This is a genomic window from Serratia entomophila (assembly GCF_021462285.1).
Lineage (GTDB): Bacteria > Pseudomonadota > Gammaproteobacteria > Enterobacterales > Enterobacteriaceae > Serratia > Serratia entomophila.
In genome coordinates, this window is sequence record NZ_CP082787.1 from 804,577 (window position 1) to 818,467 (window position 13,891).

A 13,891-nucleotide genomic window follows, 5' to 3' on the forward strand; every position below is an offset into this window, starting at 1 on the left:
GGGCGGCCGTGAATACCTTAATTGCCTCGCTTGAGAAGGTGATACTGCCGTTTGCCGTGAAAATCGGCAAGCAGCCCCACGTTAACGCCATCAAGAACGGATTTATCCGTTTAATGCCGCTGACCTTGACCGGCGCGATGTTCGTGTTGATCAACAACGTGTTCCTGAGCTTTGGCGAAGGATCTTTCTTCTTTTCTCTGGGCGTGCGCCTCGACGCCTCCACCATCGAAACGTTGAACGGGCTGAAGAGCATCGGCGGCAGCGTCTACAACGGCACCCTGGGCATCATGTCGCTGATGACGCCGTTCTTTATCAGCATGGCGTTGGCGGAAGAACGCAAGGTAGATCCCCTGGCGGCGGCGCTGCTGGCGGTGGCGGCCTTTATGACCGTCACCCCGTTCAGCGTCGGCGAAGCCTATGCGGTGGGCGCGAACTGGCTGGGCGGCGCCAATATCATCTCCGGCATGGTGATCGGCCTGGTGGTCGCCGAGATGTTTACCTTTATCGTGCGGCGCAACTGGGTGATTAGCCTGCCGGACAGCGTACCCGCTTCGGTCTCGCGCTCTTTCTCGGCGCTGATCCCCGGTTTTGTCATTCTCTCCATCATGGGGGTGCTGGCCTATTGCCTGACGCTGTGGGGCACCAACTTCCACCAGATCATTATGGACAGCATCTCGGCGCCGCTGGCGAAGATGGGCAGCGTGGTGGGCTGGGTATACGTGATGTTCTCCTCGCTGCTGTGGTTCTTCGGGGTGCACGGCTCGATGGCGCTGGCGGCGCTGGACAGCGGCATCATGACGCCGTTCGCGCTGGAAAACGTCGAGCTTTACAACAAGTACGGTTCGGTGGAGGCCGCGGTGGCCGCCGGCAAAGAATTCCACATGTGGGCCAAGCCGTTCGTCGATTCCTATATTTATCTGGGCGGCACCGGTTCGACGCTGGGGCTGATTATCGCCATCTTCATTGCTTCGCGCCGGGAAGACTATCGCCAGGTGGCCAAGCTGGCTACGCCGTCGGGCATCTTCCAGATCAACGAACCCATTCTGTTCGGTCTGCCGGTGATCATGAACCCGGTGATGTTTATTCCGTTCATCCTGGTACAGCCGGTGCTGACCATCATCACCACGCTGGCTTACTACACCGGGCTGATCCCACCGATCACCAACATCGCTCCCTGGACCATGCCGGTCGGGCTTGGCGCGTTCTTCAACACCAATGGCAGCGTGGTCGCCATGCTGCTGAGCTTCTTCAACCTGGCGGTAGCTACCGTGATTTATCTGCCGTTCGTGATGATTTCCAACAAGGCGCAGAGCCAGATCGATGAGGCGACCGAAAGCGAAGAAGACATCGCCAGGGCGCTGAAATTCTAACCGTCAAGACGGGGCGGCTATGGCCGCCCCTTGAGGATGCGTGGATGAACTATCAATTTGCCGGCGATTTTTGGTGGGGAAGCGCCACTTCCGCGCCGCAGTCCGAAGGTGCAGCCGCCCGCGACGGCAAGAGCCGCAACATCTTCGATTACTGGTATGAGATTGCCCCCGAGCGCTTCCATAACCGGGTCGGCCCAGCCGAAGCCTCGACCTTTTACGATCGTTTTGGCGACGATATTCGGCTGCTGAAAACCCTGGGCCACAACAGTTTCAGGACCTCGATATCCTGGTCCCGGCTTATCCCGGACGGTGATGGCGAAGTGAACCCGCAGGCGGTGGCCTTTTACAACCAACTGATCGACGGCCTGCTGGCCGAGGGCATCACCCCCTTCATCAACCTCTACCACTTCGACATGCCGCTGTGCATGCAACAGCGAGGCGGCTGGGAAAGCCGGGAAGTGGTCGCGGCCTATGGGCGCTATGCCAAAACCTGCTTCAGCCTGTTCGGCGATCGGGTGCAGCACTGGTTCACCTTCAACGAACCCATTGTGCCGGTGGAGGCCGGTTACCTGAACGACCTGCACTACCCGTGCGTGGTGGACTTCCGGCGGGCGGTGACGGTGGCCTATCACAGCGTGCTGGCGCACGCCACCGCGGTGGGGCACTACCGGGCGCTGGGGCAAACGGGAACCATCGGGATTATCCTGAATCTGAGCCCGACCTATCCGCGTTCAGGTTCGGAAGAAGACCTGCTGGCCGCGCACCATGCCGATCTGCTGCTGAATAAAAGCTTCCTCGATCCGGTCACTAAGGGGCGTTATCCGGCGGCGTTGCTCGCGCTGCTGGAACGGCATGGGCTGTTGCCGCACTGCGAACCGCAGGATGCGCAGCTGATCGCCGCCGGCACGGTGGATTTGCTGGGTGTCAATTACTACCAGCCGCGCCGGGTGATGGCGAAAGAGGGCTATCGGCCTGGGGAGGCGATCGCTTTACCGGAGGATCTGTTCAGTTACTATGCCATGCCGGGCCGCAAGATAAATCCACATCGCGGCTGGGAAATCTATGAGCAAGGGCTGTATGACATTCTGATGGATCTCAAGGAAAACTACGGCAACCTGCCCTGCTATATTTCGGAAAACGGCATGGGCGTTGAGGGTGAAGAGGCGTTTATCGGCGCCGACGGCCGGGTGGAAGACGACTACCGCATCGATTTCATTCGCGAGCATTTGCAGTGGCTGCATCGGGCGCTGGAGGAAGGCTCGAACTGCAAAGGTTACCATTTATGGACCTTTATCGATTGTTGGTCCTGGTTGAACGCCTACAAAAATCGTTATGGGTTGGTGCGGCTGGAACTGGCGAGCCAGCGGCGCACCATTAAAAAAAGCGGCTACTGGTTTGCCGAGACGGCCAGGAAAAACGGCTTTGACTAACGGGGGAGCTTGCTGTGTCTGAGGATCTGGTTTCGCTGAATGCGGGCGACGTTAAGCTGATTCGTGAGCAGGATTTTTTCAACTGCAAAGATTTCCACCTGTTTATCTATAACAAGGTGGAGAGCGCCACCGGGCTGCATCAGCACGATTATTATGAGTTCACCATCGTTCTGAGCGGCAAATGCTATCAGGAGATCAACGGCAAGCGGGTACTGTTGGAGCGCGGAGACTTTGTCTTTATTCCGATAGGCTCGCGCCACCAGAGTTTTTATGAGTTCGGCGCGGCGAAAATCTTCAACGTGGCGGTCAGCAAGGTGTTCTTCGAAGAACACTATCTGCAGCAGCTGCCACGTTGCTTTGTCGCCTCGCAGGCTTACAGCCTGAGGAGCGAATTTCTGGCTTATATCGAGTCGGTGGTCGGCTCACCGCAGTTCCGCGAGGACGATTTTGCCGAGTTTCTGGAAACCCTGACCTTTTATGTCATCAGCCGCATTCGCCATTATAAGGAAGAGGCTGACGAAGGGGATGCGATCCCTCAATGGCTGAAGAACACGTTGGCGGGCATGCATGATAAAGCGATGTTCGGTGAAAAGGCGCTGCTGAATATGGTCGAGCTTTCGGGGAAAACGCAGGAATACCTGACCCGGGCAATGCGTCGTTACTACCAGAAAACGCCGATGCAGGTGATTAATGAAATTCGCATCAACTTCGCCAAAACACAGCTTGAAGTCACCAACTATTCGGTTGCGGATATCGCCTTCGACTCCGGCTACGGCGACGTAAGCCTGTTTATTAAAAACTTTAAACGGCTCACCGACGTGACCCCGGGCAATTACCGAAAAAAGTTCTACGGCCCTATTTAGGGCCGATCCCGATAAGCATCAACGCCGACAGCATCAGGCCGCCATACGCCTGATGAAATAATTTTTCTAAGCGAACGAGCATGCCGCGCCTGACGGACGGCATTCTTTTGCCCAAAATGTGTTAAGCGAGTGCCTAAATGGAAAAGTTACTGATAGTGAATGCCGACGATTTTGGCCTGAGCAAGGGCCAGAATTATGGCGTTATCGAGGCGTTTCACTACGGGGTTGTTTCCTCAACCACCGCGATGGTGAACGGGGAAGGGGCGCAGCACGCGGCTGCGCTCAGCCGGGCGTGCCCGGGTTTGCCTATCGGCCTGCATTTTGTGCTGACCCACGGCCGCCCGCTGAGCGCCCTGGCCTCGCTGGTCAATGAACAGGGCGAACTGGGCAAATGGCTGTGGGCCAAAGCCGAGTCCGGCCCGCTGGCGCTGGAGGAAATCCAGCTTGAACTGCAGTGCCAGTTCGATCGGTTTGTGGCGCTGTTCGGCCAGCCGCCGAGCCATATCGACAGCCACCATCATGCGCACATGCTGCCGCAGATCTACCCGCTGGTAGAGGCATTCGCCGAGGCCCATTCCATCCCCTTGCGCATCGGCCGCGACGAAGCCCGGCAGCGCGGCATCCAGCTGCGCTACCCGCACAGCACCGAAGCCTTCGAGGCCGGCTTCTACGGGGAGGCTATCTCGGAGGCGCTGTTCCTGCAGGTACTGGCGCATGCCGACCGGCAGGGCGTCAACTCGGTGGAGATGATGTGTCATCCGGCCTTTCTCGACCGGGCGATACTGGCGAGCAAGTACTGCTATCCCCGGCTCGCCGAGGTGGACGTGCTGACATCACCCACGCTGAAAGCGGCGATCGCCGAGCGCGGTTACCGGCTGGGATCGTTCCGCGATCTGTAATCACGCCCTTTTTACAGCATGGCGTGCGCCTTTTTCAGACCGGTGTCTTCGTCGGGATCGGCGCCCTGGGGCTGCAGTTCGTCGTTTTCCGCTGCTTCAGCCGCCGGCGGATCCTCTGGATCGGGCGCCGCTTCCGGTGGCGGCATAGTGTCGTGGATGATCTGTTCATCGAAGGTCGGGTTCAGCGCCGGCGACAGCGGTGAACTGGCCAGGCTGTCCGGCAGCGGAATATGCGGTACCGGCGCATCCTGCACGAACTGAGATTCGTCCTGCTTCACCGTCCGGCTGAAGGTGACCAGCAGCACGCCGCACAGTGCGAAGAACGCATAGAGGATATTGCCGCCCAGCGGCTGGATCAGTGCGCCGACCGCCAGCGGGCCGATACTGGCGCCGACGCCGAACGCCATCAGCAGACAAGCCGCCAGCGAGACGCGGCGCTCCGGTTCGATCAAATCATTGGCCAGCGCCACCACCAGCGGGTAGAGCGTGAACTGCAACATGCTGACGATAAAGCCGACCGCCAGCAACACCGGAAAATCGATGTGCGGCACCAGCGCCAGCGGCAGCGCCGCCACGATCAGTAAAATGGCGTTGATGCGCATCAGCAGGGTGCGGTTGTAGCGATCCGACAGCCAACTGAGCGGGAACTGCGCCACCAGCCCGGCAAAAATCGAAATCGCCATGAACAGGCCGGTCTGCTGGGTGCTCAGCGTTTGCAGGCTGGCGTAGACCGGCGCCAGGCCGTAAAACGATCCCACTACCATGCCGATCACCAACGTGGTGGCCAGCACCTTGGGAATGGCGCCGACAAAATAGCGCAGCTCCATCGGCGCCGGCGACATATGGCGGGCATTGGTGCGGGTGGTAAGGGCGATCGGCACCAGGCACAGCGCGAAGCACAGCGCGATCACCAGCAGGGTGGTGATGCCCAGATTGCTCTGCAGCATCAGCACCACCTGGCCCAGCGACATGCCGAGGTAGGTCGCCGCCATATAAAAGCCGAACACCATGCCGCGCTGGTTGGATTCCGACTGATCGTTGAGCCAGCTTTCCAGCACCATAAACTGGCACATCATGCACAGGCCGATAATCAGACGCAGCATCACCCAGACAGGAATATAATCCGTCAGGCCATGGCCCAGCACTGCGGCGGTGATAATGCCGGCGCAGGCGACATAGGCGCGGATATGGCCGACGCGGGCAATCAGAAAGTGGCCGACCTTGCCGCCGATCACCAGGCCAATGTAGTTGGCGGCGATGATGGCGCCGATCAGCGCGCTGCTGACGTGGGCGGAGGTCAGGCGCAGCGAGACGTAGGTGGTGAGCAGGCCCGAACCCAGCAGCAGCAGCAGGGTGGTGGTGTATAACGGAAAGAATACGCCTAACGTTTTTTTCACTCTATCATCCTAATTTCGGTCTGATGCGCCCTGGGCTGCCTCCGCCGGCGGCGCGCAGCCCCTGTGATATTCCTTGTGTTGACGCTTCTCCTCCTGAACGGGGCGCCTTCCTTGATACTAGCAGCTTGGTCGGGCGCTTAAAACCGCAGCACTTGCGCGGTGCCGTGCATTTCTGACGGCGGTTCTTCTGGCCGGCTTGATAAATGCTACTATCGGGCGCATATACCTGATTCGCGAAGGAGGGGTTATGAGTGAAAGCCAACTGCGCCAACTCGGCATTCTGGCGGGGGAAAAACTGAAGGCCAACGGCCGCTGGATCACCTGTGCGGAATCTTGCACCGGCGGCGGCATCGCCAAGGCCATCACCGATATCGCCGGCAGTTCTGCCTATTTTGATCGCGGGTTCGTGACCTACAGCAATGCGGCCAAGCACGATCTGCTGGGCGTGGCGGAAGGCACGCTGGCGGCCCACGGCGCGGTCAGCGAGGCGGTGGTACGCGAGATGGCGGTAGGGGCGCTGCATGCGGCGCGGGCCGATCTGGCGCTTTCGGTGAGCGGCATCGCCGGCCCGGACGGCGGCAGCGAGGAAAAACCGGTAGGCACGGTGTGGTTCGGCTTTGCCGACGGCGTGGGCAGGGTGCTGGCGCGCAAAGTGCAATTTACCGGCGATCGCGATGCGGTGCGGCTTCAGGCGACGATTTTCGCGCTGCAGACCGCCATTGACGAATTTTTGTAAAATTAGGCTTGATACTGTATGACCATACAGTATAATTAGCGACATTTCCTGCACAACATACATTCAGTGGCAGTGTGGGGTAACACCGGCATTGCGAAACGAGGAGCAAAAATGGCTATTGATGAGAACAAGCAAAAGGCGTTAGCTGCGGCACTGGGCCAGATTGAGAAACAGTTCGGCAAAGGCTCCATCATGCGTCTGGGTGAAGACCGCTCCATGGACGTGGAAACGATCTCCACCGGCTCACTGTCACTCGATATCGCGCTGGGCGCCGGCGGTTTGCCGATGGGCCGTATCGTCGAGATCTATGGCCCGGAATCTTCCGGTAAAACTACCCTGACGCTGCAGGTTATCGCCGCCGCGCAGCGCGAAGGCAAAACCTGTGCGTTCATCGACGCCGAGCATGCGCTGGACCCGATCTACGCCAAGAAGCTGGGCGTCGACATCGACAACCTGCTGTGTTCCCAGCCGGACACCGGTGAGCAGGCGCTGGAAATCTGTGATGCGCTGACCCGCTCCGGCGCGGTCGACGTGATCATCGTCGACTCCGTGGCGGCGCTGACGCCGAAGGCGGAAATCGAAGGCGAAATCGGCGACTCGCACATGGGTCTGGCGGCGCGTATGATGAGCCAGGCGATGCGTAAGCTGGCCGGTAACCTGAAGAACGCCAATACCCTGCTGATTTTCATCAACCAAATCCGCATGAAGATCGGCGTGATGTTCGGCAACCCGGAAACCACCACCGGCGGTAACGCCCTGAAGTTCTACGCCTCCGTTCGTCTGGATATCCGCCGCATCGGCGCCATCAAAGAAGGCGATGAAGTGGTGGGCAGCGAAACCCGCGTGAAAGTGGTGAAAAACAAAATTGCCGCGCCGTTCAAGCAGGCTGAGTTCCAAATCATGTACGGTGAAGGCATCAACAGCCGCGGCGAACTGGTCGACCTGGGCGTTAAGCACAAGATGATCGAGAAAGCCGGCGCCTGGTACAGCTACAACGGCGAGAAAATCGGCCAGGGCAAGGCGAACGCCTGTAACTTCCTGAAAGAAAACCCGGCCATCGCCGCCGAACTGGACAAGAAACTGCGTGACCTGCTGCTGCACAACACCGGCGAACTGGTTGCCGCCGCCGATGACGACTTCGGTGATGACGAAGCGGAAACCAGCGAGCAGTTCTAATCGCTGACGATCGTGCGCCGCCTTGGTGGGGCGCACGCATCCAGACTAATCAGGCTTGAATGATGAATGACTTGCTAAGCCGCGCCATGCGCCTGCTGTCGCAACGCGATCATAGTGAAGCTGAACTGCGCCGCAAGCTTGCGGCGCAGCCATTTATGGCGAAAGCCAGATTCGGCAGCAAAACGCCGAATGCACCGCACCCGGCGCCAATTGCCGAAGAGCCCATCGATCCCGCCGTTATCGAACAGGTGATCGCTTACTGCTACCAGCATAACTGGCTGGATGATTCACGTTTCGCCCGCAGCTATATCGGCAGCCGCAGCCGCAAAGGGTACGGCGCACAGCGCATCCGTTCTGAGTTAGCCCAAAAGGGCGTGGATAAAGAGCAAGTGCAGGCAGCGCTGGCGGATTGCGATATCGACTGGTGTGAACAGGCCAAACAGGTTGCGCAGCGGAAATTTGGCGATGCCTTGCCGACAGACTGGAAAGAGAAGGCGAAAGTGCAGCGTTATCTGCTCTACCGCGGCTTCTTCCAGGAAGAAATTCAGTCAATTTACCGTGATTTTGCGCAATGAGCGCACACGGGGTTTTACTTCCCTCTGAAGAAAATTTATCTTATCCCCACTTTTTGTTCGTGAGCTAGCGGATATCGTTAGGATGTCGCGCTTCTTGCTCACGTGTCGTTATTCTAGCCTTTCCGGGAAAATTATGAGCAAGAGCACCGCTGAGATCCGTCAAGCGTTTCTCGATTTCTTTCATAGTAAGGGTCATCAGGTTGTAGCAAGCAGCTCCCTGGTGCCTAACAATGATCCGACATTGCTGTTTACCAATGCCGGCATGAACCAATTTAAAGATGTTTTCCTGGGGCTGGATAAGCGCGCCTATTCCCGAGCGACCACCTCGCAGCGGTGCGTGCGTGCGGGCGGCAAGCATAACGATCTGGAGAACGTCGGGTATACCGCACGTCACCACACCTTCTTTGAAATGCTGGGCAACTTCAGCTTCGGCGACTACTTCAAGCATGACGCTATCAGCTACGCCTGGGAACTGCTGACCGGTGAGAACTGGTTCAACCTGCCAAAAGAAAAGCTGTGGGTCACCGTCTATGAAACCGATGACGAAGCCTTCGACATCTGGCAGAAACAGATCGGCGTGCCGGCTGAGCGCATTATCCGCATCGGCGATAACAAAGGCGGTGCCTTTGCTTCCGACAACTTCTGGCAGATGGGCGATACCGGCCCGTGCGGCCCGTGCACCGAGATCTTCTACGATCACGGCGACCACATCTGGGGTGGCCCTCCGGGCAGCGCGGAAGAAGACGGCGATCGCTACATCGAGATCTGGAACATCGTCTTCATGCAGTTTAACCGCCAGTCCGACGGTACCATGCTGCCGCTGCCGAAGCCTTCGGTAGATACCGGCATGGGCCTCGAGCGTATCGCCGCGGTGCTGCAGCACGTCAACTCCAACTATGAGATTGACCTGTTCCGCACGCTGATCGCCGCAGTGGCGAAAGTGACCGGCGCGACCGATCTGGACAACAAATCCCTGCGCGTTATTGCCGACCATATCCGTTCCTGCGCCTTCCTGGTGTCTGACGGCGTGATCCCGTCGAACGAAAACCGCGGCTATGTGCTGCGCCGCATCATTCGCCGCGCGATCCGTCACGGCAACATGCTGGGTGCGAAAGACACCTTCTTCTACAAGCTGGTGGCACCGCTGATTGAAGTGATGGGCCCGGCCGCAGACGAATTGAAGCGCCAGCAGTCGCTGGTGGAGCAGGTGCTGAAAACCGAAGAAGAGCAGTTCGCCCGTACGCTGGAACGCGGCCTGGCGCTGTTGGACGAAGAGCTGGCTAACCTGAAAGGCGATACCCTGGATGGCGAAACCGCTTTCCGTCTGTACGACACCTTCGGTTTCCCGGTCGATCTGACCGCCGATGTCTGCCGCGAGCGCGGCCTGAAGGTTGACGAAGCCGGCTTCGAACAGGCGATGGAAGCGCAGCGCCGCCGTGCGCGCGAATCCAGCGGCTTTGGCGCCGACTATAACAGCATGATACGCGTGGACGGCAGCAGCCAGTTCAGCGGCTATGACCACGAAGAGCAGCAGGCGACGGTAATCGCGCTGTTCCGCGACGGCCAGCCGGTGGAGCAGATCAACGCCGGTGAAGAAGCGGTAGTGGTGCTGGATGAGACGCCATTCTACGGCGAGTCCGGCGGCCAGGTGGGCGACAAGGGCGTGCTGAAAGCCGCCGGCGCCGACTTTGTGGTGAGCGACACCCAGAAATACGGCCAGGCTATCGGCCATCAGGGCAAGTTGTCGCAGGGGTCGCTGAAGGTGAAGGACCGCGTTGATGCGCAGATCGACACCGAGCGCCGCAACCGCATTCGCCTGAACCACTCGGCGACTCACCTGTTGCACGCCGCTCTGCGCCAGACGCTGGGCGAGCACGTGGCGCAGAAAGGCTCGCTGGTTAACGACAAATACCTGCGTTTCGACTTCTCGCATTTTGAAGCGATGAAGCCGGAACAAATCCGCGCGGTGGAAGACCTGGTGAACGAGCAGGTGCGTCGCAACCTGCCGGTACAAACCGAAGTGATGGCGCTGGACGATGCCAAAGAGAAGGGCGCGATGGCGCTGTTCGGTGAGAAGTACGACGACAACGTGCGCGTGCTGACGATGGGCGACTTCTCCACCGAACTCTGTGGCGGCACCCACGCCAGCCGCACCGGTGATATCGGCCTGTTCCGCATCCTGACCGAATCCGGCACGGCGGCGGGCATTCGCCGTATTGAAGCGGTGACCGGCGAAGGCGCCATCGCCACGTTGCACCAACAAAACGATCTGTTGCAGGATGTTGCTCACCTGGTGAAAGGCGACAGCAACAATCTGACCGATAAGGTGCGTGCGGTGCTCGATCGCACCCGCGCGTTGGAAAAAGAGCTGCAACAGCTGAAGGATCAACAGGCGGCGCAGGAAAGCGCGTCCTTGTCCAGCCAGGCTAAAGTGGTTAACGGCGTGAAGCTGTTGGTCAGCCAATTGGATAACGTTGAGGCTAAAATGCTGCGCACTATGGTGGATGATCTGAAAAATCAGCTGGGTTCAGCCATCATCGTGCTGGCCACTACCGCTGATGATAAGGTTAGCCTGATTGCCGGCGTGACCAAGGATCTGACTGACCGGGTGAAAGCCGGGGAGCTGATCGGCAACGTAGCGCAGCAGGTAGGCGGTAAGGGCGGTGGCCGCCCGGATATGGCGCAGGCGGGGGGAACCGATGTCAGTGCCCTGCCGGCGGCGTTAAACAGCGTAGAAGCCTGGGTGGCCTCGAAGCTGTGAATATAAATAAATAGCATGCGTAAACGCCATAACTCTTTGTCAGTTATGGCGTTTTTAAACTGTGCTAACACAATTTAGTTACAATTGCGGGAACAAAGTTTTTCAGGTCGGCTAAACTTATCATTATCTGAGGTGAGACCAAGTCTGCTTACACTTATTGTGGGTTACATGGCTTACGTTTTCACAACATATGATGGATAATGACGGGGAAACTGAGAGACCCGACTCTTTTAATCTTTCAAGGAGCAAAGAATGTTAATTCTGACTCGTCGAGTTGGTGAAACCCTCATGATTGGCGATGAGGTCACGGTCACAGTGCTAGGGGTAAAAGGCAACCAGGTGCGTATTGGTGTGAATGCCCCCAAAGAGGTGTCTGTGCACCGCGAAGAAATCTATCAGCGCATTCAGGCAGAGAAGTCTCAACAGACGACTTACTGATTTCGAAGCAGCGTCTCGTTGCTCAGCGAGACGCTACTGCGCTTTTTTGTGCCCATCCCATCAGTTTCCCATTTTTCTCTTCGTTATTTTCCCCCGGTTTGTTTCTCGCTTTGTTGCGGTATCCCTGCGGTTGCCTGTTGATAAAACACCCTTTTTGCCGTGAAATCGCCCATGTTGGACGTGAATTGTGCAAACGCGCATGAGTTGGGAAAAATTGTTTGACTTACAAGTCGGAGAAAGTAATATGTGCGCCACGCAGTGCCGATGAGCTTCTCCAAAGCAAGTTAGGCACAATTCGCAAGAAGCGTATGGTGAGGTGGCCGAGAGGCTGAAGGCGCTCCCCTGCTAAGGGAGTATGCGGTCAAAAGCTGCATCCGGGGTTCGAATCCCCGCCTCACCGCCATTTGCATCCATAGCTCAGCTGGATAGAGTACTCGGCTACGAACCGAGCGGTCGGAGGTTCGAATCCTCCTGGATGCACCATATTTTGCAGTATGGTGGGGTAGTAACAACGTACCATACGGTATCAAAAAAGAATTCCTGTGCATCCATAGCTCAGCTGGATAGAGTACTCGGCTACGAACCGAGCGGTCGGAGGTTCGAATCCTCCTGGATGCACCATTCTTTCAAGTGATGTTTCACGGAACGAAATCATTCGCTGTAACAAATAGACTGCATCCATAGCTCAGCTGGATAGAGTACTCGGCTACGAACCGAGCGGTCGGAGGTTCGAATCCTCCTGGATGCACCATCTAAGAAAAACCCGCTTCGGCGGGTTTTTCGCTTTTCCGACCGCGAGGAGAGCGGTTGGAGGTTCGAGCCGAGCGTAGCGAGACAACGTTGCTTCAGCAACGGCCCGTAGGGAGAGGCGCAGCCGAATCATCCTCCTGGATGCACCATCTAAGAAAAACCCGCTCCGGCGGGTTTTTCGCTTTTCCGACCGCGAGGAGAGCGGTTGGAGGTTCGAGCCGAGCGTAGCGAGACAACGTTGCTTCAGCAACGGCCCGCAGGGAGAGGCGCAGCCGAATCATCCTCCTGGATGCACCATCTAAGAAAAACCCGCTTCGGCGGGTTTTTCGCTTTCCGGTTTCCCCGTGCAATATCAGCCTCTTTCTCCCGTCATCTCCAGAGCACATTCCGCCATTACGCAGTCAGCGACAACCTACCGGCTTTACGCTAAAGTAGTTTTCTTTCCTCAACGATCATGGAGTAACGATGTACGACCGCTATCAGGGTCTTATTTTCGACATGGACGGCACTATTCTTGACACCGAGCCTACGCACCGCAAAGCGTGGCGTGAGGTGCTGTCCCGTTACGGTATGACGTTTGATGAGGCGGCCATGGTGGCGCTCAGCGGTTCCCCAACCTGGCGCATCGCTCAGGCGATCATCGCCAGCCATCAGGCCGATCTCGATCCCCATCATTTGGCCGCAGAAAAAACCCGTGCGGTGGAGGCGATGCTGCTGGACAGCGTGCGCCCATTGCCACTGATTGAGGTCGTCAAGGCTTATCACGGCCGCCGGCCAATGGCGGTAGGCACCGGCAGCGAACACCGCATGGTGGAAACCCTGCTGCGCCACCTGGGGCTGCTTAACTGCTTCGACGCCATCGTCGGCGCCGATGACGTACAGCGCCATAAGCCGGAACCGGACACCTTTCTGCGCTGTGCCGAACTGATAGGCGTGCCGCCGGAGAAATGCGTAGTGTTTGAAGACGCGGACTTCGGTATTCAGGCGGCGAAAAGCGCCAATATGGCCGTGGTAGACGTCCGTACGCTGTGAGTAGTACGCTAGCCGTACTGTCGTTGTTCGGCAGCAGTTTCCTTAGTGCGACGCTGCTGCCGGGAAATTCAGAGGTTGTTTTGGTCGCCTTGCTGGCCAACGGCCGCGGTTCACCGGAGTTGCTGGTGCTGGCCGCGACCTTGGGCAATACCCTCGGCGGGTTGACCAATGTCATTATCGGGCGCCTGTTACCGGCGTTGAAACCTCAACGGGGGCTGGAAACGGCGCTCGGGTGGTTGCAACGCTTTGGCCCGGCTGCGCTGTTGCTCAGTTGGGTGCCGGTAGTGGGCGATTTGTTGTGCGTGTTGGCAGGTTGGCTGCGCATGCCCTGGGGCTCTGTCGCGCTGTTTCTGTGTATCGGAAAGGCGTTGCGTTACATTATCTTGGCTATGGTAACGGTACAGGGAATCGCCTGGTGGCATTAACCAAGTGAATATAAGTCAATATTCTCTTGGGAGCGGATT

General features: G+C 58.0%; 12 protein-coding genes, 4 tRNA genes and 2 other RNA genes. 17 read left to right on the plus strand and 1 reads right to left on the minus strand.

The features are described from left to right. The first annotated feature begins 8 nt into the window (after positions 1-8). The 4 genes from chbC to chbG all read left to right on the plus strand — a co-directional run bounded on the left by chbC (position 9) and on the right by chbG (position 4,562). Positions 9-1,370: a PTS N,N'-diacetylchitobiose transporter subunit IIC gene (chbC, locus tag KHA73_RS03730; protein ID WP_234589066.1), complete on the plus strand. Its 1,362-nt coding sequence runs from the start codon at positions 9-11 to the stop codon at positions 1,368-1,370. A 44-nt stretch (positions 1,371-1,414) separates the two neighbouring features. Continuing rightward, positions 1,415-2,800, plus strand: coding sequence for a glycoside hydrolase family 1 protein (locus KHA73_RS03735; RefSeq protein WP_234589067.1), 1,386 nt, complete (start codon positions 1,415-1,417; stop codon positions 2,798-2,800). A gap of 14 nt (positions 2,801-2,814) precedes the next feature. After that, a complete protein-coding gene (gene chbR / locus KHA73_RS03740) occupies positions 2,815-3,663 on the plus strand; it encodes a transcriptional regulator ChbR (RefSeq protein ID WP_234589069.1) in 849 nt (282 codons plus the stop codon). A gap of 137 nt (positions 3,664-3,800) precedes the next feature. After that, complete coding sequence (gene chbG, locus KHA73_RS03745; protein ID WP_234589077.1) at positions 3,801-4,562, plus strand: chitin disaccharide deacetylase; 762 nt, start codon at positions 3,801-3,803, stop codon at positions 4,560-4,562. A gap of 11 nt (positions 4,563-4,573) precedes the next feature. Here the strand turns inward: chbG and KHA73_RS03750 are convergent, their stop codons facing one another. Further along, positions 4,574-5,959: an MFS transporter gene (locus KHA73_RS03750; RefSeq protein ID WP_234589079.1), complete on the minus strand. Its 1,386-nt coding sequence runs from the start codon at positions 5,957-5,959 to the stop codon at positions 4,574-4,576. A gap of 247 nt (positions 5,960-6,206) precedes the next feature. On the opposite strand from KHA73_RS03750, the gene pncC reads away from it, so the two are divergent. From pncC to KHA73_RS03815, 13 genes are all read left to right on the plus strand, one after another. Then, on the plus strand, positions 6,207-6,695 hold the full coding sequence (gene pncC / locus KHA73_RS03755) for a nicotinamide-nucleotide amidase (RefSeq protein WP_234589081.1): 489 nt from the start codon (positions 6,207-6,209) through the stop codon (positions 6,693-6,695). A gap of 111 nt (positions 6,696-6,806) precedes the next feature. Continuing rightward, the gene (gene recA / locus KHA73_RS03760; protein ID WP_234589083.1) at positions 6,807-7,871 is read left to right on the plus strand and encodes a recombinase RecA; all 1,065 of its coding nucleotides are present in this window, start codon (positions 6,807-6,809) and stop codon (positions 7,869-7,871) included. Between the two features lie 62 nt (positions 7,872-7,933). Then, a complete protein-coding gene (gene recX / locus KHA73_RS03765) occupies positions 7,934-8,446 on the plus strand; it encodes a recombination regulator RecX (RefSeq protein WP_234589084.1) in 513 nt (170 codons plus the stop codon). Between the two features lie 133 nt (positions 8,447-8,579). Continuing rightward, entirely contained in the window at positions 8,580-11,207 is a 2,628-nt protein-coding gene (gene alaS / locus KHA73_RS03770) for an alanine--tRNA ligase (RefSeq protein WP_234589086.1), read from the plus strand. A gap of 252 nt (positions 11,208-11,459) precedes the next feature. Beyond that, a complete protein-coding gene (gene csrA / locus KHA73_RS03775) occupies positions 11,460-11,645 on the plus strand; it encodes a carbon storage regulator CsrA (RefSeq protein WP_004091602.1) in 186 nt (61 codons plus the stop codon). 310 nt (positions 11,646-11,955) lie between these two features. Next, positions 11,956-12,048, plus strand: a tRNA-Ser gene (locus tag KHA73_RS03780). Positions 12,049-12,051: 3 nt separating this feature from the next. Beyond that, positions 12,052-12,128 (plus strand) — tRNA-Arg (locus KHA73_RS03785). A 61-nt stretch (positions 12,129-12,189) separates the two neighbouring features. Next, positions 12,190-12,266 (plus strand) — tRNA-Arg (locus tag KHA73_RS03790). A 53-nt stretch (positions 12,267-12,319) separates the two neighbouring features. Next, positions 12,320-12,396: transfer RNA gene (locus tag KHA73_RS03795), tRNA-Arg, on the plus strand. Positions 12,397-12,424: 28 nt separating this feature from the next. After that, positions 12,425-12,544: non-coding RNA, RtT sRNA (locus tag KHA73_RS03800), on the plus strand. Between the two features lie 28 nt (positions 12,545-12,572). Beyond that, positions 12,573-12,692, plus strand: a non-coding RNA gene (locus tag KHA73_RS03805) — RtT sRNA. Positions 12,693-12,860: 168 nt separating this feature from the next. Then, positions 12,861-13,427, plus strand: coding sequence for a fructose-1-phosphate/6-phosphogluconate phosphatase (gene yqaB, locus KHA73_RS03810; protein ID WP_234589088.1), 567 nt, complete (start codon positions 12,861-12,863; stop codon positions 13,425-13,427). After that, positions 13,424-13,852: a YqaA family protein gene (locus KHA73_RS03815; RefSeq protein WP_234589089.1), complete on the plus strand. Its 429-nt coding sequence runs from the start codon at positions 13,424-13,426 to the stop codon at positions 13,850-13,852. The genes yqaB and KHA73_RS03815 overlap by 4 nt, the downstream gene beginning before the upstream one ends. Positions 13,853-13,891 lie beyond the last annotated feature (39 nt).